The sequence below is a fragment of the Pseudomonas sp. Irchel 3A18 genome, assembly GCF_900187465.1.
Lineage (GTDB): Bacteria > Pseudomonadota > Gammaproteobacteria > Pseudomonadales > Pseudomonadaceae > Aquipseudomonas > Aquipseudomonas cichorii.
The window spans coordinates 26,125-48,418 of the sequence record NZ_FYDI01000019.1; the positions used below are offsets into that span (position 1 = coordinate 26,125).

Annotated in this window: 22 protein-coding genes; 15 read left to right on the forward strand and 7 right to left on the reverse strand. The window is 59.4% G+C overall.

Annotated elements, in window-relative coordinates; all coding sequences use genetic code 11:
* Nucleotides 1-70 precede the first annotated feature (70 nt).
* The 3 genes from CKW23_RS23795 to CKW23_RS23805 all read left to right on the forward strand — a co-directional run bounded on the left by CKW23_RS23795 (nucleotide 71) and on the right by CKW23_RS23805 (nucleotide 3,013).
* On the forward strand, nucleotides 71-772 hold the full coding sequence (locus tag CKW23_RS23795) for a CoA transferase subunit A (protein WP_025259438.1): 702 nt from the start codon (nucleotides 71-73) through the stop codon (nucleotides 770-772).
* A 69-nt stretch (nucleotides 773-841) separates the two neighbouring features.
* Nucleotides 842-1,498: a CoA transferase subunit B gene (locus CKW23_RS23800; protein WP_025259437.1), complete on the forward strand. Its 657-nt coding sequence runs from the start codon at nucleotides 842-844 to the stop codon at nucleotides 1,496-1,498.
* A gap of 90 nt (nucleotides 1,499-1,588) precedes the next feature.
* Nucleotides 1,589-3,013 carry a short-chain fatty acid transporter gene (locus CKW23_RS23805; protein ID WP_025259436.1) on the forward strand — a complete coding sequence of 475 codons (1,425 nt, stop codon included), beginning with the start codon at nucleotides 1,589-1,591 and terminating at the stop codon, nucleotides 3,011-3,013.
* Here the strand turns inward: CKW23_RS23805 and CKW23_RS23810 are convergent.
* The 4 genes from CKW23_RS23810 to CKW23_RS23825 form a co-directional block, all read right to left on the reverse strand.
* Nucleotides 2,983-3,483: a MarR family winged helix-turn-helix transcriptional regulator gene (locus CKW23_RS23810; protein ID WP_025259435.1), complete on the reverse strand. Its 501-nt coding sequence runs from the start codon at nucleotides 3,481-3,483 to the stop codon at nucleotides 2,983-2,985. The two genes, CKW23_RS23805 and CKW23_RS23810, sit on opposite strands and share 31 nt — an antisense overlap.
* Before the next feature lie 95 nt (nucleotides 3,484-3,578).
* Nucleotides 3,579-3,914: an antibiotic biosynthesis monooxygenase gene (locus CKW23_RS23815; protein ID WP_025259434.1), complete on the reverse strand. Its 336-nt coding sequence runs from the start codon at nucleotides 3,912-3,914 to the stop codon at nucleotides 3,579-3,581.
* Entirely contained in the window at nucleotides 3,911-4,645 is a 735-nt protein-coding gene (locus CKW23_RS23820) for a CTP synthase (protein ID WP_095068461.1), read from the reverse strand. The genes CKW23_RS23815 and CKW23_RS23820 overlap by 4 nt, the downstream gene beginning before the upstream one ends.
* A 149-nt stretch (nucleotides 4,646-4,794) precedes the next feature.
* Nucleotides 4,795-5,727, reverse strand: coding sequence for a 2-hydroxyacid dehydrogenase (locus CKW23_RS23825; protein WP_025259432.1), 933 nt, complete (start codon nucleotides 5,725-5,727; stop codon nucleotides 4,795-4,797).
* Between the two features lie 255 nt (nucleotides 5,728-5,982).
* Here CKW23_RS23825 and CKW23_RS23830 point away from each other — a divergent pair, with 255 nt between their 5' ends.
* Both CKW23_RS23830 and pssA read left to right on the forward strand, forming a co-directional pair.
* Nucleotides 5,983-7,137 carry a glycerophosphodiester phosphodiesterase gene (locus tag CKW23_RS23830; RefSeq protein ID WP_025259431.1) on the forward strand — a complete coding sequence of 385 codons (1,155 nt, stop codon included), beginning with the start codon at nucleotides 5,983-5,985 and terminating at the stop codon, nucleotides 7,135-7,137.
* 134 nt (nucleotides 7,138-7,271) lie between these two features.
* Nucleotides 7,272-8,615, forward strand: coding sequence for a CDP-diacylglycerol--serine O-phosphatidyltransferase (gene pssA / locus CKW23_RS23835; RefSeq protein ID WP_025259430.1), 1,344 nt, complete (start codon nucleotides 7,272-7,274; stop codon nucleotides 8,613-8,615).
* A 65-nt stretch (nucleotides 8,616-8,680) separates the two neighbouring features.
* On the opposite strand, the gene CKW23_RS23840 is transcribed toward pssA, so the two are convergent.
* Nucleotides 8,681-9,655 carry an aldo/keto reductase gene (locus tag CKW23_RS23840; protein ID WP_095068463.1) on the reverse strand — a complete coding sequence of 325 codons (975 nt, stop codon included), beginning with the start codon at nucleotides 9,653-9,655 and terminating at the stop codon, nucleotides 8,681-8,683.
* Between the two features lie 393 nt (nucleotides 9,656-10,048).
* Here CKW23_RS23840 and ssuD point away from each other — a divergent pair, with 393 nt between their 5' ends.
* Nucleotides 10,049-11,188 (forward strand): FMNH2-dependent alkanesulfonate monooxygenase, encoded by a 1,140-nt coding sequence (gene ssuD / locus CKW23_RS23845; protein ID WP_025259428.1) that lies wholly within the window; start codon nucleotides 10,049-10,051, stop codon nucleotides 11,186-11,188.
* On the forward strand, nucleotides 11,188-12,294 hold the full coding sequence (locus CKW23_RS23850; RefSeq protein WP_025259427.1) for a sigma-54-dependent Fis family transcriptional regulator: 1,107 nt from the start codon (nucleotides 11,188-11,190) through the stop codon (nucleotides 12,292-12,294). The genes ssuD and CKW23_RS23850 overlap by 1 nt, the downstream gene beginning before the upstream one ends.
* Here the strand turns inward: CKW23_RS23850 and CKW23_RS23855 are convergent.
* Both CKW23_RS23855 and CKW23_RS23860 read right to left on the reverse strand, forming a co-directional pair.
* Nucleotides 12,283-13,710 (reverse strand): FAD/NAD(P)-binding protein, encoded by a 1,428-nt coding sequence (locus CKW23_RS23855; protein WP_025259426.1) that lies wholly within the window; start codon nucleotides 13,708-13,710, stop codon nucleotides 12,283-12,285. The genes CKW23_RS23850 and CKW23_RS23855 overlap by 12 nt on opposite strands.
* 38 nt (nucleotides 13,711-13,748) lie before the next feature.
* Entirely contained in the window at nucleotides 13,749-14,318 is a 570-nt protein-coding gene (locus tag CKW23_RS23860) for a helix-turn-helix domain-containing protein (RefSeq protein WP_025259425.1), read from the reverse strand.
* 108 nt (nucleotides 14,319-14,426) lie between these two features.
* Between CKW23_RS23860 and CKW23_RS23865 the strand changes: the two genes are divergently transcribed.
* The 8 genes from CKW23_RS23865 to CKW23_RS23905 all read left to right on the forward strand — a co-directional run bounded on the left by CKW23_RS23865 (nucleotide 14,427) and on the right by CKW23_RS23905 (nucleotide 22,243).
* The gene (locus CKW23_RS23865) at nucleotides 14,427-15,341 is read left to right on the forward strand and encodes a DMT family transporter (RefSeq protein WP_025259424.1); all 915 of its coding nucleotides are present in this window, start codon (nucleotides 14,427-14,429) and stop codon (nucleotides 15,339-15,341) included.
* Nucleotides 15,342-15,794: 453 nt separating this feature from the next.
* Entirely contained in the window at nucleotides 15,795-15,986 is a 192-nt protein-coding gene (locus tag CKW23_RS23875) for a hypothetical protein (protein WP_025259423.1), read from the forward strand.
* Nucleotides 15,987-16,134: 148 nt separating this feature from the next.
* Complete coding sequence (locus CKW23_RS23880; protein ID WP_025259422.1) at nucleotides 16,135-19,077, forward strand: monovalent cation/H+ antiporter subunit A; 2,943 nt, start codon at nucleotides 16,135-16,137, stop codon at nucleotides 19,075-19,077.
* Nucleotides 19,077-19,421, forward strand: coding sequence for a Na+/H+ antiporter subunit C (locus CKW23_RS23885; protein WP_007251310.1), 345 nt, complete (start codon nucleotides 19,077-19,079; stop codon nucleotides 19,419-19,421). Before CKW23_RS23880 ends, CKW23_RS23885 begins: the two co-directional genes overlap by 1 nt.
* Entirely contained in the window at nucleotides 19,418-21,103 is a 1,686-nt protein-coding gene (locus tag CKW23_RS23890) for a monovalent cation/H+ antiporter subunit D (protein ID WP_025259421.1), read from the forward strand. Before CKW23_RS23885 ends, CKW23_RS23890 begins: the two co-directional genes overlap by 4 nt.
* Nucleotides 21,103-21,591, forward strand: coding sequence for a Na+/H+ antiporter subunit E (locus CKW23_RS23895; RefSeq protein ID WP_025259420.1), 489 nt, complete (start codon nucleotides 21,103-21,105; stop codon nucleotides 21,589-21,591). The genes CKW23_RS23890 and CKW23_RS23895 overlap by 1 nt, the downstream gene beginning before the upstream one ends.
* Complete coding sequence (locus tag CKW23_RS23900) at nucleotides 21,588-21,866, forward strand: K+/H+ antiporter subunit F (RefSeq protein ID WP_025259419.1); 279 nt, start codon at nucleotides 21,588-21,590, stop codon at nucleotides 21,864-21,866. The genes CKW23_RS23895 and CKW23_RS23900 overlap by 4 nt, the downstream gene beginning before the upstream one ends.
* Nucleotides 21,863-22,243 carry a Na+/H+ antiporter subunit G gene (locus tag CKW23_RS23905; protein ID WP_025259418.1) on the forward strand — a complete coding sequence of 127 codons (381 nt, stop codon included), beginning with the start codon at nucleotides 21,863-21,865 and terminating at the stop codon, nucleotides 22,241-22,243. Before CKW23_RS23900 ends, CKW23_RS23905 begins: the two co-directional genes overlap by 4 nt.
* Nucleotides 22,244-22,294 lie beyond the last annotated feature (51 nt).

Sequence of the window (22,294 nt, forward strand, 5' to 3'; positions counted from 1 at the left end):
ATCACTGAGCGAGAGAGAAGATGCAGGTACAACGGTCCTTGACGATCAACAATAAAAAAGGCGAATCATCATGGCTGGACTCGATAAACGTGTCGCGACCTATGAAGAGGCCCTTGCCGGCCTGACCGATGACATGACGGTGTTGTGCGGCGGCTTCGGTCTGTGTGGCATCCCGGAAAACCTCATTGCGCAGATCAAGCGCATGGGCATCAAAGGCCTGACGGTGGTTTCCAACAACTGCGGCGTCGATGGTTTCGGCCTGGGCATTCTGCTGGAAGATCACCAGATCAGGAAAATGATCTCCTCCTATGTCGGCGAAAACGCGCTGTTCGAGCGGCAGTTGCTCAGCGGCGAGCTGGAAGTCGAACTCACGCCCCAAGGCACCCTGGCAGAAAAACTCCGCGCAGGCGGTGCCGGCATCCCTGCGTTCTACACCGCCACCGGCTACGGAACCCCGGTTGCCGAAGGCAAGGAAACCCGCCAGTTCAACGGGCGCAATGTCATTCTGGAAGAGGCCATTACCGGCGACTTCGCCTTGGTCAGAGGCTGGAAAGCCGACCACTTCGGCAACGTGATCTATCGTCATACCGCGCAGAACTTCAATCCGGTGGTCGCCACGGCGGGCCGGATCACCGTCGTCGAAGTCGAAGAAATCGTCGAGCCGGGCGTGCTGCTGCCTACCCAGATCCACACGCCGGGCATTTATGTCGATCGGGTGATTCAGGGCACCTTCGAGAAACGCATCGAACAGCGCACCGTCAGGAAATCCTGAACACGTCGCATTTGCGGGCTGTTTCCTCAAGACAGGAAGCGGCGTACAACAAAAAAGAGAGTTCAGACCATGGCACTTTCCCGCGAACAAATGGCTCAACGTGTCGCCCGTGAATTGAAAGACGGTTACTACGTCAACCTGGGCATCGGCATCCCGACGCTGGTGGCCAACTATGTCCCCACAGACATCGACGTGATGCTGCAATCGGAAAACGGCCTGCTGGGCATGGGCGAGTTTCCCACTGAAGACACCATCGATGCCGACATGATCAATGCTGGCAAACAGACGGTGACCGCACGCATCGGTGCCTCGATTTTCTCCTCGGCCGAATCCTTCGCCATGATCCGTGGCGGCCATGTGGACCTCACGGTTCTCGGCGCTTTTGAAGTGGATGTCGAGGGCAATATCGCGTCATGGATGATCCCCGGCAAGCTGGTCAAGGGCATGGGTGGCGCGATGGATCTGGTGGCGGGCGCCGAGAACATCATCGTCACCATGACCCATGCCTCCAAGGACGGCGAATCCAAGCTGCTGCCGCGTTGCAGCCTGCCCCTGACCGGTGCCGGTTGTATCCGCCGGGTGCTGACCGACCTGGCCTATCTGGAAATCGAAAACGGTGCCTTCATCCTGCGTGAACGTGCGCCGGGGGTCAGCGTGGAAGAGATCGTTGCCAAGACGGCCGGCAAGTTGATCGTGCCGGATGATGTGATTGAAATGACGTTCTGAGAGCCCCACCCGGTAGGAGCGAATTCATTCGCGAATGGTGAATGAATTCGCTCCTACGCGCTTATAACAATAATTAAAGGTACTCCTCACGTGACCACTCATATAGAAGAAAGCCGCTCCGCCCGCTTTGCCCTGCGCTGTGCCGCCTGGGCCGAGCGCTGGTTCCCCGACTCCTGGGTCTTTGCCGCACTGGCGGTAGCCATCGTCACCGTGGCAACACTGGCCATCGGTGCCAGACCGACCGAAGCAGCCAAGGCCTTCGGTGATGGTTTCTGGAGCCTGATTCCCTTCACCATGCAAATGGCTTTCGTGGTCATTGGTGGCTATGTGGTCGCCAGCTCACCGCCTGCGGTGCGTCTGATCGATCGACTGGCCTGCATCCCGAAAAACGGTCGCTCCGCCGTGGCCTGGGTGGCGCTGATTTCCATGCTGGCTTCGTTGCTGAACTGGGGACTTTCCCTGGTATTCGGCGGCCTGCTGGTACGTGCCCTCGCCCGTCGCACCGACCTGCGCATGGACTATCGCGCTGCGGGTGCTGCGGCCTATCTGGGGCTGGGCGCAGTGTGGGCGCTTGGGCTTTCGTCTTCGGCAGCACAACTGCAGGCCAACCCTGGCAGCCTGCCGCCGTCGATTCTGGCGATCACTGGCGTGATCCCCTTCACCGAGACTATTTTCCTCTGGCAGTCAGGCGTCATGCTCGCAGCACTGGTGGTCATTTCACTGATCGTCGCCTATGCCACGGCTCCCGGCCCGAATGCCGCCAAAGTTGCAGAGGACTGCGGCGTTGACCCGGCTTTCAATCTGCCACCGCTGCCGCCCCGCACACGGCCCGGCGAATGGCTGGAATACAGCCCGCTGCTGATCATTCTGATGGTGTTGCTAGGTGCCGGCTGGCTCTTCAACGAGTTTTCAACCAAACCTGCGATTACTGCGATTTCGGGGCTGAACACCTATAACTTCCTGTTCATCATGCTCGGCGCACTGTTGCACTGGCGTCCACGCAGCTTTCTGGATGCGGTGACCCGTGCCGTGCCGACCACCACAGGCGTGCTGATCCAGTTCCCGCTCTATGGCTCCATCGCCGCCTTGCTGACGACAGTCAAAGGCAGCGATGCCCAGACCCTGGCGCACTATATCTCGACCTTTTTCACCAGCATTGCCACCCACGACACCTATGCGGTGCTGATGGGTATCTATTCGGCGGTACTGGGGTTCTTCATCCCGTCGGGTGGCGGCAAGTGGATCATCGAAGCGCCCTATGTGATGCAGGTCGCCAATGAACTGAAGTACCACCTTGGCTGGTCAGTACAGATCTACAACGCAGCCGAAGCATTGCCCAACCTGATCAACCCGTTCTACATGCTGCCGCTGCTGGGCGTGCTGGGATTGAAGGCCCGGGACCTGATCGGCTTCTCGTTCGTGCAACTGCTGGTGCATACGCCGCTGGTGCTGGTATTGCTATGGGCACTGGGCACAACGCTGACCTACATCCCGCCGATGATGCCATCGCCATAATCGGCCACCGGGACCATGCCCAGCAACTGACGCAACTCATGAGCCCGCTCTGCGCCCAGAGCGGTCTCATAACAACGCTGGGCCTGTTCCCACAGGGCCTGGGACTCAAGCAGTTTGTCCACGCCGCTCTGGGTCAGACGCACCAGGCGACTGCGCCGGTCATCAGGGTCCACCTCGACCACGACAAACCCTTCACGCTCAAGTGGCTTGAGATTCTGGGCCAGGGCCGAGCGATCCAGTACCAGTAACGTGGCCAGTTCGGTCATGCTCAGGGCCTGATTACGAGCGATCTGCATCAGGATCGAACGCTGGGTCGAACGCAATCCGCAGGGCGCCATGATCGCGTCATACAACTGGCAGATACGCCGACTCGCCCGACGCAGGCTGGTGGCATGGCAGATCACCTGGGCCGGGATCTGCAAGCCTTCGGGGATACGCAGCACGGCAGGCTGGGCCGTTTTTTCGTTCATGAGGGCTCCACACAAAAGCAGCTTTGTGGCTGAAAGAGCGTAATGCTGGCATATCCCCGCAGATTCAGACAGGGCCAAAGGGCTGAATCATTGTTTCAGTATGTCTGGGCCTCAAAGGCATAGTCCCGCTCGACCTTGCAGACTCTGGTGGTACAGGCCTGATACCAGTGCGCACGTCCCTGCTCTCGCACACTGGCATGTTCAATGTGCTGCTTCCACCCCAGAATGGCCTGCTCGTCCGTCCAGTAGGAAACGGTGATTCCCAAGCCGTCCTCACCGCGAGCCGACTCCACTCCCAGAAAGCCCGGTTGCTCGCTGGCCAGCTCGACCATCCTGTGGGCGGCCACTTCATAATCATGGGCACCCTGAGCCGTGCGCAACGACGTGAAGATCACCGCGTAATAAGGCGCTGGAAAACGTGCAGCGATCATGAACAAACTCCTTCAGCACGACGGGCACAGGCCCGAACGAAAGCCGCCACCAGCGCCGGGACCACGCCCTGCAAGGCCGCCCGCTCCGGCTGGAACAGAGTGGCGACAAAAAACGGATGGCCTTGCAGCTCGATACTGCGGACATCCCCTTCCGGCCCGCGACCGCTGACCTTCAGCCCATTTTCGAACATCGAGGCTTCCAGCTCAGGCCGCAGGCCATAGCGGCATCGATAGCGCTCGGCAATTTCAGAGGTGCCGTAGGCTTGAGCAATCAACGAATCAGGCTGCAGTTGAATAGCCGCCGTGGTTTCCACCAGCGAACAGCTCAAGGGAGTGATGATGGTGTGAGGCGAATCCGGTGAAGTTTCGGCATGCTCGGCGTCCTGCCAGCCCAGGCAATTGCGGGCATATTCGATCAAGGCATGCTGAAAACCACCGCAAGTGCCCAGAAACGGTATCTGCCGCTCACGGGCAAAACGAATGGCGGTCAACGCTCCCTGCATATCCCGATAAGGGCTGGCGGGCACACACCAGATACCGTCAAAACCGGCGAGGATTTCGCCCTCACGGATCTCCGGTGTCGGCAGCCATTGATGCTGAACCTGAGGGCTGTCTATGACGGTCGCCATATCCAGCGCCAGTGGAATCGCCTGATGCGCAGGCACCTCTGGATCGAAATCCCCTACCAGACCGATTCGCAGCGTCGTGCCTTTCCCGTCTTGCATGTCCATGCCCCTCCCATGTGTGTGTGTGTGTGTGTGTGTGTGTGGTCGGGACTATAAGCGTGCCTGAGTGCAATCAGAATTGGCGTTGTGGCAAGCATTCAATGCCTGAATGCACACTCAGGTTTTGCTAATGGGTGAGAACGGAGCTGATCGCCTCAATCATGGACCGGCGTCAGAACCGGTTGCCCGGAGAAGAACGCCAGCAGGTTCTTGTTGACCATCAGGACCATATCCTTCGATGCCTCGGGAGAAAGCCCACCCACATGGGGCGTCAGCACCACGTTATCGAGGTTCTTGAAGACATCCGGCACTTGCGGCTCATCATCGAAGACATCCAGGCCCGCACCCGCGATCCGGCGCTGTTGCAAGGCTTCGACCAGGGCCTGGGTATCGACGACGCTGGCCCGGGCGATATTCACGATATAGCCCTGCGGCCCCAATGCTTCGAGCACCCGGGCATCGATCAGATGCTGCGTACCATTGCCGCCGGGGGTTGAAATGATCAGGAAATCCGAAGCCGCCGCCAGTTCGAGCACGGTCGCGTACCACAGGTAATCCACATCGTTGCGGGCCTTGCGGTTGTGATACTGGATCGACATATCGAATGCCTGAGCCCGCTTGGCGATGGCCAGCCCGACCGCCCCCAGACCGACAATCCCCAGGCGCTTGCCGGCAAATGACGGGCACGTGACCTTGCGCCACTCACTGCGCCGCACAGACGCATCGTTCTGAGGGATATCGCGCACGATCGCCAGCAACAACGCCATCGTATGGTCTGCCACGGTCGGCGCATTGACCCCCGCGCCATTGGTCACGGTGATTCCGCGAGCCTGGGCAGCCGCAAGGTCGACCTTCTCGTAACCGGCACCCGATACACAGATGATCCGTAAATGAGGCAGCGCGTCCATTTCCTCGGCAAACAGCCCCAGAGGACCTCGGGTCATTACAGCGGAAATTTCATGGCCATGCTCAGCAATGGCTTCGGCACGCAAAGCGGCCGTGGGCGCACGGATCAAGCGAAAACCGCTGCTCTCCAGAATCGGCAAATATTCATTAACGCTCTCGACCAGTACCAGTACCGTCGTCATGCACTTTTCCTTAACGGGTCATGAAAAGACTGACAGTAACGCGACTTGGGAGGATTGGGCAGAGGCGATGCTCTGTGTAGTCTTAAAAATCAATTCATGGAGGAAAATCTCAATTCGCATGCAGGAAAAAATCTGAGGTTGCCAGCGTTGGCTCATACGCGATTTGAATCGTCATCCCATTTCCTGTAAATGCTGTTAATGCTTCACGCTGTGGCTTCGTCATGACCCTTCATGCAAATAAGGAACAAGCAGATCATGCAAGGATTTTCCCTATTCCCGTCTCACAAAAAACCCTTGAACCGTTTGTTGGCAACCGCACTTATGGCAGGTGTGATGCTGTCGGCAGGTACGGCATCGGCAGCCGATGCTCCGGGCAAGGTGATAAGTGAGAAGAACGGTTTGCCATGGCCTGCGGTCATTGCGCACCGCGGGGCGTCGTACGATGCGCCGGAAGAAACCATTCCGGCCTACACCCTGGCACGGGATCTGGGCGCGGACTATCTGGAAATGGATATTCAACGCACCAAGGACGGGGTGTTGATTGCCCTGCATGACGACACGCTCGACCGCACCACCAATATCGCCCAGGTCTATCCAAAGCGCAGCAAGGACCCGGTCAGCAGCTTCACGCTTGCTGAACTCAAGGAGCTGGATGCCGGCAGCTGGTTCAACAAGGCCTACCCGTCTCGGGCTCGCGACACGTATGCAGGCCTGCAGATTCTGACCCTGGATGAAGTGATCGATATCGCCGAAGGTGGCGCAAACAAGCCGGGGCTGTATATCGAGACCAAAGTCCCGACCCAGTTTCCGGGCATCGAGGCTGACCTGAAGAAGGCCCTGGCCAAGCGCGGCTGGCTCAGCCCGCGCCCGGCAGCAGCGGCTGGCCATGTGAACGTCGCCCAGTCGCCAGGGCGCGTCGTGCTACAGACCTTCGACAAATCCAGCCTGGTGCTACTGCAGAAGGAAATGCCCAAGGTTCCCAAAGTGCTGTTGCTGTGGATCGGTGAAGGTTCAATAGAACCCAAATCCACTGTTCCTTTCAAGGACTCGGGATTCAAGGACAAGGCCAGCTATTACGCCGCTCAGGAAATCAAATCCCAGGAAGAATTCGTGGCCTGGATCGACTGGGCCAAGGCTCATGGCGCCATCGGCACCGGTCCATCCTCGCAGCTCGCCGATGGCGGCGACCAGAGCTACATGGACCTGGTCAAACCCTGGATGAACAACGTCACCCACGACAAAGGCATGGTGGTCCACACCTACACCGTGGATGAGGCCGTTGACTTCAAGCAGATCAGCGCCGCGGGTGTCGACGGTTTCTTCACCAACCGCACCACGGAACTCCTCAAGTTCTATGGCCGCCCGGCCAAAGACAGCATCGATTCGATTCTGAAACGTAACGGTTACTGATCGAACGCACAGACCGCGCGACTCGACGCGGTCTGTGCATTACAAACAGACATCATTGCGACAGACTTCATCGGCGACCTTGTGTCGAGTCTGGTGTAAGCTCGTGCGCTGCTGGTTATCCCTTCGAGAGGCTTATGCAGTCCAACTTCCGACGCTCGACCCTGGCCACGCTTCGCGGTTTTGCCTTGTCCGACGATGCCATCACCCTTGTTCCTTCTGCCGCTGAATACCGACGCTGCCTGTTGGAGAAGATCGCTTCTGCCACCCGGCGCATCTACATCATCGCCCTGTATCTGCAACAGGATGAAGCCGGCCAGGAAATCCTCGACGCACTGTATGCCGCCAAGGCTGCACGTCCCGAACTGGATGTCGTGGTGCTGGTGGACTGGTTTCGTGCCCAGCGTGGCCTGATCGGAGCGGGACGTCAGGCAGGAAACTCGGCCTGGTATCAGGCGCAGAATCTGGAGTACGACGAGGAAGTCCCGATCCATGGCGTGCCGGTGCAGACCCGCGAGCTGTTCGGCGTCCTGCATCTCAAGGGCAGCATCATCGACGACTGCGTCATCTATAGCGGCGCCAGCATCAATAACGTTTACCTGCACAAGCTCGACAAATACCGTCTGGATCGTTATCACCTGATCCAGAACACACAACTGGCCGACAGCTTCGTGGACATGGTGCAGCGTGAAATCCTGCCTTCGCCTGCCGTTCACCGCCTGGACCTTCAATCGCCCCCCGATTCCCGCAGCCTTCGTGGCGAGATCAGGGCTTTTCGCAGCAACCTGAAGCGCGCCGCCTACGAAACCAGCGCAGGCGACAAGGAAAACGGTGAGCTGCGCATCATGCCGCTGCTAGGCGTCGGCCCGCGTAACCCGCTCAACCGGGCCATCTGCGACCTGATCGCCGCCAGCAAGACGCAACTGACCATCTGCACCCCCTATTTCAATATGCCAGTGGCGGTGACCCGGGAAATCAATCGCGCCCTCAAGCGCGGTGTGAAAGTCGACATCATCATCGGCGACAAGACCGCCAACGACTTCTTCATTCCTCCCGAGGAGCCGTTCAAGGTCATTTCTGCCCTGCCCTATCTGTATGAAATCAGCCTGCGTCGCTTCGCCCAGAAGCACAAGAAGGCCATCGCCCAGCACCGACTGAACCTGCATCTCTGGAAGCACGGCGACAACACGTTCCACCTCAAGGGCGTCTGGGTAGACGATCGCTATACCTTGCTGACCGGCAACAACCTCAACCCTCGCGCCTTCAACCTGGACCTGGAAAACGGCCTGCTGATCGATGACCCGAAGGGCCAGTGGCTCAAGCCGCGGGAAGAAGAGATTCAACAGTTGATGCAGAACACCCAGCGGGTTGGGCAGTACGACGAGCTGGATACCCTGGCCAATTACCCCGAAGGCGTGAGCAAGTTTCTGCGCCGGGTCAGCCGGGTCAGAATCGAGCGGTTGCTGTACAGGATTCTGTAAGTGGCTGATTTTGCGAATTAATTCGCTCCTAAAGAGTGTGCAGGAGCGAATTCATTCGCGAATCGTCAACCCACCAACGCAATCAACTGCTGCCTCTGAGCATCGGTCAGCATCGGGCCGAATCCTGCACCAGCATTCTCGGCCATATAGCGCGGGTTGCCGGTGCCGGGGATCACGCAGGTCACCGCCGGATTGGCCAGCAGGAACTTGAGCGCAAGTTGCGGCCAGCTGTTCACTTCCACCTGCCCGGCCCAGCCAGGCAAAGGTTTATCCTTGAGTCGCGAAAGCAAGCCTCCGCCGCCAAACGGCCGGTTGCAGATCACTGCCACGCCGCGCTCGCGGCATAGCGGCAGCAAGCGCTTCTCGGCGACCCGATCATCCAGCGCATAGTTGATCTGCAGAAAATCCAGCGGCTCGGCCTTGAGAACAGCTTCCACTTCGTCATAGGCCGACGAGGTGTAATGGCTGATGCCGATGTAGCGAATGCGCCCTTGCTCCTTCCATTCACGCAGGGTCGGCAGGTGTGTTTTCCAGTCCAGCAGGTTGTGAATCTGCATCAGGTCGATACGCTCGGTCTGCAATAACCGGAAGGAGTCCTCCATCTGCGCAATGCCTTCCTTGCGCCCACGGGTCCAGACCTTGGTCGCCAGAAAGGCAGGCGAACGGGGTTCGTGGATGGACAGTAATTCGCCCGTCGACTGCTCGGCACGGCCATACATGGGCGAGCTGTCGATGACGCTGCCGCCCGCCGCAAACAGCGCATCGAGTACGGCACGCAATTGCTTGTAGGCCGGGCTTGAAGTCGCCACATCAAAACCGCGATAAGTGCCCAACCCGACCACGGGAATGGGCTCGTCACTGGAGGGGATCGCTCGGGTCAGCATAGTCTTGCCTTCCTGGGTCAGCTTCGAGGGTGAAGACGGAGAGGGAATGGTCGGCGGCTTGTCGTTCGCAGCGGCGGTATCGAATGCCATCGCTGCTGCGGTACCGGCAGCAAGAGTGAGCAGCCGCCTGCGAGTGAATCCGGTCGATGGGATCATGGCGTTCTCCTGATGGGTTCGGCAGCCAGCTGCCTCAACCTCTTTAGCGTGATGCGTTGCCTGTTTCGATACCTTGCCAAGGGTCGGACCTGCCCTTCCCGTTACGTGTCTCTCTTTATTCATCGTTAAAAATGACAGGACCGCCCAGGCAAAGTTGCAGAGCAGTGACAAGCGTTGAAATATCCTGGAAAACGCACGCCTATGCAGCTGCAAATGCAGAAAATCAACACCTATATTCAATCCAATTATAAAAATATTGTTTTTCGTTCTTTTACGGAATAAATCGCAGCCTTTATAACTGGCACCACTCCCATGCTGTGAGCCAACTGTCTGCGAGGCAACAGTAGGTGCTGTTCAGCTATCAACACTGCCTGATCTTCCCAAGGAATTGTCATGAACGTTTTCTGGTTTCTTCCCACCCACGGCGATGGTCATTTTCTGGGTACGACCAAAGGCGCACGCCCGGTCACGCTCAATTACCTGAAGCAGGTGGCGCAGGCTGCCGATGACCTGGGCTATCACGGTGTGTTGATTCCTACCGGCCGTTCCTGCGAAGACTCCTGGGTCATCGCTTCGGCGCTGGTGCCGCTGACCGAACGCCTGAAGTTTCTGGTGGCGATTCGTCCGGGGATCATTTCTCCGACGGTCTCGGCGCGCATGGCCGCGACTCTGGACCGCCTCTCAGGTGGCCGCTTGCTGATCAACGTGGTCACCGGTGGCGACCCGGATGAAAACCGTGGCGATGGCAGTTTCCTCGATCACAGCGAACGCTACGAAGTCAGCGACGAGTTCCTGAAAATCTGGCGTCGCGTGTTGCAAGGCGAATCCGTGGATTTCGAGGGCAAGCATCTGCGCGTGCAGAACGCCAAGGCGCTGTATCCACCGATCCAGAAACCGTATCCGCCCCTGTACTTTGGTGGTTCTTCCGACGCTGCCCATGACCTGGCCGCCGATCAGGTGGATGTCTACCTGACCTGGGGTGAGCCACCTGCCGCCGTGGCCGAGAAACTGGCCGATGTCCGCGAGCGTGCTGCACGCAAGGGCCGCACCGTCAAATTCGGTATCCGTCTGCATGTGATCGTGCGCGAAACCAGCGAAGAAGCCTGGAAAGCGGCCAGCACCCTGATCGAACACATCAGCGACGAAACCATCGCCGCCGCACAGAAATCCTTCTCCCGTTTCGACTCCGAAGGTCAGCGCCGCATGGCTGCATTGCATGATGGTCGTCGCGACAACCTGGAAATCGCCCCCAACCTGTGGGCCGGCGTCGGTCTGGTGCGCGGTGGTGCCGGCACGGCATTGGTGGGCAACCCGCAGGAAGTGGCGGCACGCATCAAGGAATATGCGGATCTGGGCATCGAGAGCTTTATCTTCTCCGGCTACCCGCACCTGGAGGAAGCCTATCGTTTTGCCGAGCTGGTGTTCCCGCTGCTGCCCGAGCCTTACGCCAGCCTGGCAGGACGCGGCATTACCAACCTAACCGGCCCCTTTGGCGAAATGATCGCCAATGATCTGCCACCGCAGGCCAAGTGATGTCTGTGCAACTGCTGACCTTGCCGCCCTCGCCAGCCCTGGCGACTTCGATCCGGGCTACGGCCCAGGTTTTCGAGGACCCGAAATCCCGAGACTTGCTGGCCCACGTGCAGCAAGTGGCGCCCAGCGATGCCAGTGTGCTGATCATCGGGGAGACCGGCACCGGCAAGGAGCTGGTTGCACGGCATATCCATGAACTCAGTCATCGCCGCGACAAACCTTTCGTGGCGGTCAACTGCGGCGCATTCTCCGAATCCCTGATCGAGGCCGAACTGTTCGGTCACGAGAAAGGCGCCTTCACCGGTGCCCTGAGCGCCAAATCCGGCTGGTTTGAAGAGGCCGATGGCGGCACGCTGTTTCTGGATGAAATCGGCGATCTGTCCATGCCTCTGCAGGTCAAGCTGCTGCGTGTCTTGCAGGAGCGCGAGGTCGTACGCCTGGGCTCGCGCAAGAGCATTCCCATCAATGTACGGGTGCTGGCCGCGACCAACGTGCAACTGGAAAAAGCCATCAATGCCGGACATTTCCGCGAGGATCTGTATTACCGGCTGGACGTGGTCAATCTGGAGTTGAGCCCGCTGCGCGAGCGGCCGGGAGATATTCTGCCGCTGGCCCGACACTTCATCGACATCTACAGCCAGCGCCTGAACTACGGCCCGATACGCATCAGTGCCGAAGCCGAACTGAAGCTCAAGGGCTACAGCTGGCCGGGCAATATTCGCGAACTGGAAAACGTTATCCACCACACCTTGCTGGTCTGCCGTAACGGAATCATCCAGCATGAAGACCTGCGTCTCTCGAACCTTAGGATCGAGCGCCAGGAAGAATCGCCAAGGGCCGATGAGTCGGCGGAAGAACTGCTCAAGCGCGCCTTCCAAAAGCTGTTTGAAGAACAGGCCGGGGCGCTGCATGAGAAAGTCGAAGATGCCCTGCTAAGAGCGGCTTATCGCTTCTGCCATCACAATCAGGTACACACCGCCAACCTGCTGGGGCTGACCCGCAATGTCACACGGGCGCACCTGATTCGCATCGGCGAGCTGGCCGTCAACAAACGTCGCCCCGGTGAAAACCTGCAAGGCGAGCAGATGCTGCACCTATCGATCTGAGAGCAAATCAGTCAGGCGCAAGGCCAATGCCTTGGCCTGGATCGCCACATCGGTCACCGCGGTACTTTCCCACCACATGCCCCGCAGCGGCGGGCCCATGGCAAACAGACGCGATAAACGGCGCCCCTTGGCATCGAGAACTGCTCCATCGAGATCGGCGGCAATTCCCAACGCCAGAGGGCCTGGCTGAATCAGGCCGCGTGCCAGCAGTTGGCGTGGCAAGGGACGGTCTACACGGCGCCAGTCGTATTCGATCCCCGTGGAGTTGATCAGGGCATCTCCGGGAACCAGTGACGACTGGCTCTGGCCACGATGCCGGATCTGAATGTGTACCCGCCCCTGAAGCTCGGACTTCACCCCTTGCAAAGAGGCCGCCTGAATGGTCAGGCGCCCCTGTTGCACCAGGTCCGCGAGCAGCGCAGCACTGGGCGGAGGCGAACGATGGTGATGGCTTTCCCACCAGGGCCGCACATGCCTGACGAACTGACGGCGCTGGCGATCGGAAGCCTGGTTCCACAAACGACCGATATTGGCCCGTACCGTATCCAGAGGGGCTTGCCAGTCGATACCGCTTTCGATGGCCAGCTCACACTGTTCACGCACCTTGCGCACCAATTGCCGGGTACTGCGAATACTGTGATCCTGGTCCAGGAAGTCGGCCCACTCCGGCGGCTGACGGCGGACATGAGGCAGCAGGCCATGACGGGAAAACACCCGGATGGGGCCACGGTGCCCGGACTGCTGCAAGGACACCACGGCATCGACCATTGTCAGCCCGGAACCGATGATCAGCACCGTGGACTGCGGATCCAGCCGACGCATGACCTCGACGTTCCAAGGATCGAGCGCTGCTGCATTGAGGCCATTGGAATGATGCTGCGGCGTACGTGAAGCCGCGTACATTCCCGTGGCCAGCACCGCGAAACGGGCCTGCAACTCGGCCCCGTCGGCCAGGGTGACTGTGACACCCGACTCGTTCGTCAGCAGATCTACCGCTTCCCCGTGAACATGCTCGACACTGGAGCCGTGAACCTGCCCGACCGCCTGAGCCTCCCGCAGACGTTGCTGCACATACAGTCCAAAGACGCCCCGTGGCGGAAACAGCACCGACACCGGCACCGATTGCTCCTTTGACTCAGGCCAGCCGCCATCGGCCAGGTACTGGGTCAGCCAGTGGGTCAGGTCGTCAGGGTTGTCGGGGTCGGCACTCATCCGGGCAGCATTGCCATTGAGGGTATGTCCCGGCTCAGTAGCGCTGTAGGCCTCTCCTCTGCCCAGCTCGGCACGGGGCTCGACGATCAGGATTCGTCGCATGCCGGGCTGGCGCAGCAACTGGACTGCGAGCATGGTGCCACTCAGGCCCCCGCCAATGATCAGGACATCGGCTACGGCAGGCAGGGTCTTGTCATCTCGCATCGAACATCGCCTCGGGCTGGTTGCAGGGAAGTCTGTATTTACAGCACCACATTGCGTACAAAACGCAGGGTAATCTCACCTTCATTGCGATACATATGTGGCTGGTTGCTGGGGAACATGAAGAATTCGCCGGGACCGACCCGATGCTGCCTGTCCGGCTCGGCAAAGCCAATGGTCAGATGCCCTTCGACGACATAGACCTGTTCGCTCCAGCCTTCGGGATCTGCCTCGGATGCATAGACATCCCCGGGCTCGAGAGTGAACTCCCACAACTCGACCTCGCGCCGGGCGAGGGCCTTGGCCAGCAGCACGGCCTTGCTGCCCGGCCGGGTGCCTTCCCAGGCCAGTTCATTGATACGGCTGTGATCCGCCAGCTCGGGGGCCTGGATCAAGTCACTGAAAGCCACTTCCAGCGCCTCGGCCACCCGGTCCAGGGTCGCGAGGCTGACATTCTTCTCCCCCGCTTCGATAGCCACCAGCATGCGGCGGCTGACGCCGGACTTTTCCGCCAGAGCGCTCTGACTCAGCCCCGCGCCATTGCGCAGGCGGCGAACGTTGTGGCTGACATGCTGCAGCACAGGGGCACGCTGGGAGTTTTCTTTGTGCATGATATTGCTCATCTGGACCCTTTGCGCATTATACTGCACACATTTTGCGACGCATTGTGTGTTGCGTGTCCCATTGCATGCAAGGCTTTAAAAGCCTGGAAAATCGTCATGACCTCCATTCGCCGGGTACCGCGCGTCAGCAAGGCTGAAGCGGTATTGATCCTGATCACTGTCCTGTGGGGCGGCACATTCCTGCTGGTCCAGCACGCGCTCACCGTCAGCGGCCCGATGTTTTTCGTGGGTCTGCGTTTCGCAGCGGCGGCCTGCATCGTAGCGCTGTTCTCGATGAAAATAATGCGTGACCTCACCTTGCTTGAACTCAAGGCAGGCCTATTCATAGGCATTTCGATCATGCTCGGCTACGGATTGCAGACCATAGGCCTGCAAACCATCCCCAGCAGCCAGTCGGCGTTCATCACTGCATTGTATGTCCCTTGCGTGCCATTGCTGCAATGGCTGGTGCTGGGGCGTCGTCCCGGCCTGATGCCCAGCCTGGGCATTGCCCTGGCCTTCAGCGGCCTGATGCTGCTGTCTGGACCGGAAGGCGCCTCGCTGCAATTCAGCCCTGGAGAGGTTGCCACCATCATCAGCGCCGTGGCGATCGCTGCCGAAATCATCATGATCGGCGCCTATGCGGGCAAGGTCGACGTGCGACGGGTCACCGTCGTGCAACTGGCAACCGCCTCGATACTGGCGTTCCTGATGATCGTCCCCACCGGAGAGAGCCTGCCGGGTTTCTCCTGGCTTCTGGTCATCAGCGCCGTGGGCCTGGGCGCCATGAGCGCAGTCATCCAGGTCGCCATGAACTGGGCCCAGAAAAGCGTCTCCCCGACCCGCGCCACCGTTATCTACGCAGGCGAGCCGGTCTGGGCGGGCATTGCCGGACGGCTGGCTGGTGAACGTTTGCCGGGTATTGCACTGTTGGGCGCGGCGCTGATTGTCGCGGGTGTGATCGTCAGTGAAATGAAGACACGGAGCAAGGCTCAGGAGCTGGAAGTGGACGCGCTGAGAAAAATAGACTGAGTGCCGGGCTTGAATTGCTAAGTGCAACGAGTCGCCACTGAAAAGTCTCTCTTAGGCTATATCACTGGCGGCCGCATAGTGAATATCGTTGAGCCAGGTGGTGATATCCCTTAATTCCATATCGCTTCCTAGAAATCAGTCAGGCGTCTCTTGCCGGATTTTGACTGAGCCCTGAATATCTTGCAAAAACACGTCGCCATTTTCGACGTCGCCCAGGCATCAAGTACTCGACTAATCTGAGAACTCCAACCCAGGAGTCATTCTCATGCCAGCGAAACAACCCTCTCAGAAGCGTCAACAGGATAACCAGCGATCTGATGCCCTGAACTCCAACCGAGGTACAAGCGGCTCAAACAAAACAAACTCCCAAGTGCATGGCAACCGCGGCAAGCAACTCAACCCCAATCAGAAGTAACATCCAACGGGCAGGGATGCCCACACAAGGAAGTCATGATGGAAAGACGATACACCTCGCCCACTCTCGGCGAAGTTTTGAAATATCTGGTTGATGTTTCTGGCGTCATGCCACGCAAGGCCCATGATCGTAAAGACGACACTGAATTCGATGAAGTCGAAGCAAAGAGCTATCACCTCCCAACCTGGCGCACGAATGATCAGTGTCTTGCAGCAACAACAGGCGATTAACGCCCCTTGAACTGCGCATATCGTCCCTCTAAACACGCCTCAATGTTCAAAACAGACACTTCTTGTAGGAAATTCCCGTAACCATGGGTTTGGAGATGCGACGTCTGGCACGTATGATGCTTGACATTTCCCTGCAGATTAGAAGCCTATGTCTCTGATAGTTCTACTGCTTCTGCCTTTCATCGGCAGCTGTCTGGCGGCACTTTTGCCGCACAACGCGCGTAACGCTGAATCCCTGCTCGCGGGCATGATCGCTCTGATCGGTGCCGTGCAGGTGGCGTTGTGGTTCCCTCAGATCGCCGACGGCGGTGTGATTCGTGAAGAATATTTCTGGCTGCCCAGCCTGGGACTGAATTTCGTCCTGCGCATGGACGGGTTTGCCTGGATGTTTTCGATGATGGTGCTGGGCATCGGCACGCTGGTGTCCTTGTATGCCCGCTATTACATGTCACCGGACGATCCTGTTCCGCGCTTCTTTGCCTTCTTTCTGGCGTTCATGGGCGCAATGCTGGGGCTGGTGATCTCCGGCAACCTGATCCAGATCGTGTTTTTCTGGGAACTGACCAGCGTCTTTTCCTTCCTGCTGATCGGCTACTGGCACCACCGCAATGACGCCCGACGCGGTGCCTACATGGCGTTGATGGTCACAGGTGCCGGTGGGCTGGCGTTGCTGGTGGGCGCGCTGATGCTGGGCCATGTGGTGGGCAGTTATGACCTGGACCGCGTGCTGGCCTCAGGCGACGCGATCCGCGCCCATGCGCTGTACCCGGTGTTATTGACCCTGATCCTGATCGGCGCCTTGAGCAAGAGCGCACAGTTTCCGTTCCACTTCTGGCTGCCTCATGCCATGGCCGCGCCGACGCCGGTCTCGGCTTATCTGCACTCGGCTACCATGGTCAAGGCCGGGGTGTTTCTGCTTGCGCGCCTGTGGCCTTCTCTGTCCGGCACCGAACAGTGGTTCTGGATCGTCAGCGGGGCCGGGGCCTGCACGCTGGTGCTGGGTGCCTACTCAGCCATTTTCCAGAATGACCTGAAAGGCCTGCTGGCTTACTCGACCATTAGCCATCTGGGCCTGATCACCTTGCTGCTGGGCCTCAACAGCCCGCTGGCAGCCGTTGCGGCTGTGTTCCACATTCTCAACCACGCCACCTTCAAAGCCTCACTGTTCATGGCGGCGGGGATCATCGACCACGAAAGCGGGACCCGGGATATCCGGCGTCTCAGCGGCCTGATAAAGCTGATCCCCTACACCGCGACACTGGCCATGGTTGCAAGCGCTTCGATGGCTGGGGTGCCGCTGCTCAACGGCTTCCTGTCCAAAGAGATGTTCTTCGCCGAAACCGTGTTCATTTCCGCCACGACCTGGGTGGAAATGGCGTTGCCCATCATCGCAACCATTGCAGGGGCCTTCAGCGTCGCCTACTCCCTGCGCTTTACCGTGGATGTGTTTTTCGGCCCGGCAGCCAAGGACCTTCCCCTGCTGCCACACGAGCCGCCACGCTGGATGCGTGCGCCGGTGGAGTTGCTGGTGATGGCCTGTCTGGTGGTCGGTATTTTCCCGGCTCAATCGGTCGCGCCACTGCTGGCCGCTGCTGCACAACCGGTGGTGGGCGACACGCTGCCCGAGTACAGCCTGGCAATCTGGCATGGCTGGAACGCGCCGATGATCATGAGCCTGATCGCCATGGCCGGCGGCATCGTACTGTACCTGCTGCTGCGCAAGTCGTTCCGTCAGGAACGCTTTGTCGGCCCGCCACTGGTATCGCGACTCAACGGCAAGCTGTTTTTCGAGCGTTGCCAGGTGATCATGATGCACTGGGCCCGACGCTTTGAACGTCAGGTCAGCACCCGTCGCCTGCAGCCGCAATTGTTCATGCTGGTCCTGACCGCGACACTGCTGGGCTTTATCCCGATGTACTTCAGCGGCCTGACCTGGGGTGACCGACCGAAGATTCCGGGCTCCGGGGTATTTGTAACCCTGTGGCTGATCGCGATTGCCTGCGCCCTCGGGGCCGCATGGCAAGGCAAGTATCACCGTCTGGCTGCACTGATCATGGTCAGCGTCTGTGGCCTGATGACCTGCATCACCTTTGTCTGGTTCTCGGCACCGGATCTGGCACTGACCCAACTGGTGGTCGAAGTGGTGACCACGGTGCTGATTCTGCTGGGCCTGCGCTGGATGCCGCGACGTAACGAAGATGTTGCGCCATCGGTCAGTACTCGCCTCAATGCCCGCACCCGACGTATACGCGACCTGACACTGTCCGCACTGGTCGGTGTCGGCATGGCCTTGCTGTCCTATGCCATGCTGACCCGCCAGACCCCCAACGCCATTTCTTCGTTCTACCTGAGCCGGGCATTGCCCGAAGGTGGCGGCACCAACGTGGTCAACGTGATGCTGGTGGACTTCCGGGGCTTCGATACTTTCGGTGAAATCACGGTACTTGCCGCCGTGGCCCTGACAGTATTCGCCTTGTTGCGCCGTTTCCGTCCACCCAAAGAAAGCATCGCCCTGCCTACCCAGCAACGCTTGCTGGCCCGTGACGTGGTCACTGATCTGATCAACCCGCGCAGCGCAAGCGATACGGCACTGGGTTTCATGATGGTGCCGGCTGCGCTGGTGCGTCTGCTGCTGCCCATCGCGTTCATGATTTCGATGTACCTGTTCATGCGCGGCCATAACCAGCCAGGCGGCGGGTTTGTCGCCGGTCTGGTGATGTCCGTGGCGTTCATCCTGCAATACATGGTGGCCGGAACCCAGTGGGTCGAGGCGCAGATGAGCCTGCGGCCTCTGCGCTGGATGGGCACCGGTCTGCTGTGCGCTGTCACCACCGGACTGGTTTCCATGGCTCTGGGGTATCCGTTCATGACCACCCATACCGCGCATCTGGACCTGCCGATACTCGGTGAGGTCCATTTCGCCAGCGCTCTGTTCTTCGATGTGGGCGTGTATGCCGTGGTCGTCGGCTCGACCCTGTTGATCCTTACCGCGCTGGCCCACCAGTCGGTTCGCAGCCATCGACCGACCCAGTTGCCGAAACCGATTGTCCGCCCTGCGGCCGAATCCGCGACTACACAAGGAGCCGTCTGATGGAAGAAGTCATCGCAGTCGCCATTGGCGTTCTCGCTGCATCCGGTGTCTGGCTGATACTGCGCCCGCGTACCTTTCAGGTGGTGATGGGGCTGTGTCTGCTGTCCTATGGCGTGAACCTGTTCATTTTCAGCATGGGCAGCCTGTTCATCGGCAAGGAGCCCATCATCAAGGACGGCATTCCTCAGGATCTGCTCAATTACACCGACCCCCTGCCACAGGCGCTGGTACTGACCGCAATCGTCATCAGCTTCGCCATGACCGCGCTGTTCCTGGTCGTGCTGCTGGCGTCCCGCGGCCTGACCGGCACTGACCATGTTGATGGCAGGGAGCCCAAGGCATGAGCTGGATGAACCAACTGATTGTTGCTCCCATCCTGTTGCCACTGGTGACCGCCGGGCTGATGCTCTGGCTGGGTGAAAAACACAGGCCGCTCAAGGGTCGCATCAACCTGCTGTCGAGCATGCTCGGGCTGGCGATTTCCATCACATTGCTGTTGTGGGTCCAGAAGAGCGGCACCACGGGCACCATCGGCGTGTATCTGCCGGGTAACTGGGAAGTGCCGTTCGGTATCGTGCTGGTGGTGGATCACCTGTCTGCCCTGATGCTGGTGCTGACCGGCATCATCGCCGTGTGTGCGCTGCTGTTCGCACTGGCCCGCTGGGACCGGGCAGGCGCCAGCTTCCATGCCTTGTTCCAGATTCAGTTGATGGGCCTGTATGGCGCCTTCCTGACCGCAGACCTGTTCAACCTGTTCGTGTTCTTCGAGGTCTTGCTGGCGGCTTCCTATGGCCTGATGCTGCACGGTTCGGGTCGTGCCCGGGTGTCGGCGGGCCTGCATTACATCTCGATCAACCTGCTGGCTTCATCGCTGTTCCTGATTGGCGCCGCATTGATCTACGGCGTAACAGGCACTCTCAACCTGGCAGATCTGGCGATCAAGATCCCTCAGGTGCCGGAATCCGACCTCGGCCTGCTGCATGCGGGCGCAGCGATTCTGGCCACCGCATTTCTGGCCAAGGCCGGCATGTGGCCGCTGAACTTCTGGCTGGTGCCGGCTTACTCAGCAGCCAGTGCCCCGGTTGCGGCCATGTTCGCCATCATGACCAAGGTCGGCATCTACACCCTGCTGCGCCTGTGGACGCTGCTGTTCTCCGAACAGGCCGGGCCTTCTGCCTTCTTCGGCGGGGACTGGCTGATCTATGGCGGCATGGCAACCATCGTCACCGCAGCCGTCGCGATCATCGCCGCCCAGCGCCTGGAGCGTCTGGCCAGCCTGAGCATTCTGGTATCGGCAGGCATCCTGCTGGCGGCCATCGGTTTCGCTCAGCCGAGCCTGACCTCGGGTGCGCTGTTCTATCTGGTCAGCTCGACCCTGGCGCTGAGCGCGATGTTCCTGCTGGGTGAACTGATCGAGCGCTCACGCTCCTCCAACGAGATTCATCTCGAAGATGATGCAGACCAGTTGCCACGCAATATGGAGTCCCTGCACCCGCCACCGGGCACCAACCTGGATGACGAGCAGAAAGCCGTGGTCGGTCAGGTCATTCCCATGACCATGGCCTTTCTGGGTTTGAGCTTCGTGGCCTGCGCCCTGCTGATCATCGGCATGCCGCCGCTCTCGGGCTTCATCGGCAAGTTGACCCTGCTCAGCGCCCTGCTCAACCCGTTGGGGCTGGACGTGGCAAAGGACGAGGCCATTTCCACTCAAGGCTGGATATTGATCGGCCTGCTGATCTTCTCGGGCCTGGCTTCGCTGATTGCCTTTTCCCGCCTCGGCATCCAGCGTTTCTGGACTCCGCTGGAAAGCCCCTCACCTCTGTTGCGCCGCAATGAGTGCCTGCCCATCATTATTCTGTTGGGTCTGTGCATTGCCCTGACGATCAAGGCAGAACCGCTGTTGCGCTACACACAGGATACCGCTGCCGCCTTGCATACGCCCACGCAGTACGTGCAATCGGTCATGGCCACACGCCCCGTGCCAGGGCCGACCAGCCCCAAAGACGTCTCACAGGTGCAGCCATGATGAAGTTCTTCTTCCCCGCCCCATGGTTTTCCCTGGCGCTCTGGGTGTTGTGGCTGGTGCTGAACCTTTCCATCAGCCCCGGCACTATATTGCTGGGTGCGATATTCGGCTTCCTGGCTCCGATGCTCATGGCACCTCTGCGACCGACTCCGGTACGCATTCGCAAACCCGGCACGATCCTGAAGTTTTTCCTGCGGGTGGGCTACGACACAGTAATCTCGAACCTGCAGATATTCATGTCGGTCTGGAACCTGAAACGTCGCCCGCCACGCTCGGCGTTCGTCAAGGTGCCATTGGACCTGCGCGACCCCAGCGGCCTTGCCGCACTGGCGATGGTCACGACTGTGGTGCCCGGCACCGTCTGGTCGGAACTGGCGCTGGACCGCAGCATTCTGTTGATGCATGTGTTCGATCTGGAAGATGAAGCGCAATTCATCGAGCACTTCAAGACAGCTTATGAGCGCCCCTTGATGGAGATTTTCGAATGACTGCACTGCTCGACAATGCCATTCTGCTCAGCCTGCTCATCTTTGCCCTGGCGATGGTGATTACCCTGATTCGCCTGTTCAGGGGGCCGTCGGCACAGGATCGCGTACTGGCTCTGGATTACCTGTACGTCATTGCCATGCTGATGATGCTGGTGCTGGGCATACGCTATGCCAGCGACACCTATTTCGAGGCAGCCCTGCTGATCGCCCTGTTCGGTTTCGTCGGCTCCTTTGCCCTGGCCAAATTCCTGTTGCGCGGAGAGGTGATCGAATGAATTCGCTACAGACCCTTCCCTTCTGGGTGCAGGTCATTACCTCGTTACTGCTGGTTACCAGCAGTGTGTTCGCCTTGACCGGCGCCTTGGGCCTGTTGCGCCTGAAGACCTTTTTTCAGCGTATGCACCCACCGGCCCTTGCCTCCACGTTGGGAGCCTGGCTCGTTGCACTGGCTTCGATCATTTATTTCTCGGCACTGAAATCAGGACCGGTGATTCACGCCTGGCTGATTCCAGTCCTGCTGTCGATCACCGTGCCGGTCACCACGCTGCTGCTGGCCCGTACCGGACTGTTCCGCAAGCGCATGGCCGGAGATAACGATGTTCCGCCAGAAGTCAGTGGCGATCGTCCCGCACGAGACTCAGTGAAAAACTGAAACGTCATTGATCACTTCGCGGGCGGCCCTGCTCGCGAAGACTTGCAGTCA

Excerpts from the sequence above, each read along its gene's own strand:
- CKW23_RS23815 (WP_025259434.1), bottom strand. The coding sequence starts at position 3,914 with ATGATCGCTGCACGTTTTCCAGCGCCTTATTACGCGGTGATCTTCACG.
- CKW23_RS23855 (WP_025259426.1), bottom strand. The coding sequence starts at position 13,710 with ATGCGAGATGACAAGACCCTGCCTGCCGTAGCCGATGTCCTGATCATT.
- CKW23_RS23830 (WP_025259431.1), top strand. The coding sequence starts at position 5,983 with ATGCAAGGATTTTCCCTATTCCCGTCTCACAAAAAACCCTTGAACCGT.
- CKW23_RS23800 (WP_025259437.1), top strand. The coding sequence starts at position 842 with ATGGCACTTTCCCGCGAACAAATGGCTCAACGTGTCGCCCGTGAATTG.
- CKW23_RS23795 (WP_025259438.1), top strand. The coding sequence starts at position 71 with ATGGCTGGACTCGATAAACGTGTCGCGACCTATGAAGAGGCCCTTGCC.
- pssA (WP_025259430.1), top strand. The coding sequence starts at position 7,272 with ATGCAGTCCAACTTCCGACGCTCGACCCTGGCCACGCTTCGCGGTTTT.
- CKW23_RS23865 (WP_025259424.1), top strand. The coding sequence starts at position 14,427 with ATGACCTCCATTCGCCGGGTACCGCGCGTCAGCAAGGCTGAAGCGGTA.
- CKW23_RS23880 (WP_025259422.1), top strand. The coding sequence starts at position 16,135 with ATGTCTCTGATAGTTCTACTGCTTCTGCCTTTCATCGGCAGCTGTCTG.
- CKW23_RS23905 (WP_025259418.1), top strand. The coding sequence starts at position 21,863 with ATGAATTCGCTACAGACCCTTCCCTTCTGGGTGCAGGTCATTACCTCG.
- CKW23_RS23840 (WP_095068463.1), bottom strand. The coding sequence starts at position 9,655 with ATGATCCCATCGACCGGATTCACTCGCAGGCGGCTGCTCACTCTTGCT.
- CKW23_RS23885 (WP_007251310.1), top strand. The coding sequence starts at position 19,077 with ATGGAAGAAGTCATCGCAGTCGCCATTGGCGTTCTCGCTGCATCCGGT.
- CKW23_RS23895 (WP_025259420.1), top strand. The coding sequence starts at position 21,103 with ATGAAGTTCTTCTTCCCCGCCCCATGGTTTTCCCTGGCGCTCTGGGTG.
- CKW23_RS23850 (WP_025259427.1), top strand. The coding sequence starts at position 11,188 with ATGTCTGTGCAACTGCTGACCTTGCCGCCCTCGCCAGCCCTGGCGACT.
- CKW23_RS23820 (WP_095068461.1), bottom strand. The coding sequence starts at position 4,645 with ATGGACATGCAAGACGGGAAAGGCACGACGCTGCGAATCGGTCTGGTA.
- CKW23_RS23860 (WP_025259425.1), bottom strand. The coding sequence starts at position 14,318 with ATGCACAAAGAAAACTCCCAGCGTGCCCCTGTGCTGCAGCATGTCAGC.
- CKW23_RS23900 (WP_025259419.1), top strand. The coding sequence starts at position 21,588 with ATGACTGCACTGCTCGACAATGCCATTCTGCTCAGCCTGCTCATCTTT.
- ssuD (WP_025259428.1), top strand. The coding sequence starts at position 10,049 with ATGAACGTTTTCTGGTTTCTTCCCACCCACGGCGATGGTCATTTTCTG.
- CKW23_RS23875 (WP_025259423.1), top strand. The coding sequence starts at position 15,795 with ATGGAAAGACGATACACCTCGCCCACTCTCGGCGAAGTTTTGAAATAT.
- CKW23_RS23890 (WP_025259421.1), top strand. The coding sequence starts at position 19,418 with ATGAGCTGGATGAACCAACTGATTGTTGCTCCCATCCTGTTGCCACTG.
- CKW23_RS23825 (WP_025259432.1), bottom strand. The coding sequence starts at position 5,727 with ATGACGACGGTACTGGTACTGGTCGAGAGCGTTAATGAATATTTGCCG.
- CKW23_RS23810 (WP_025259435.1), bottom strand. The coding sequence starts at position 3,483 with ATGAACGAAAAAACGGCCCAGCCTGCCGTGCTGCGTATCCCCGAAGGC.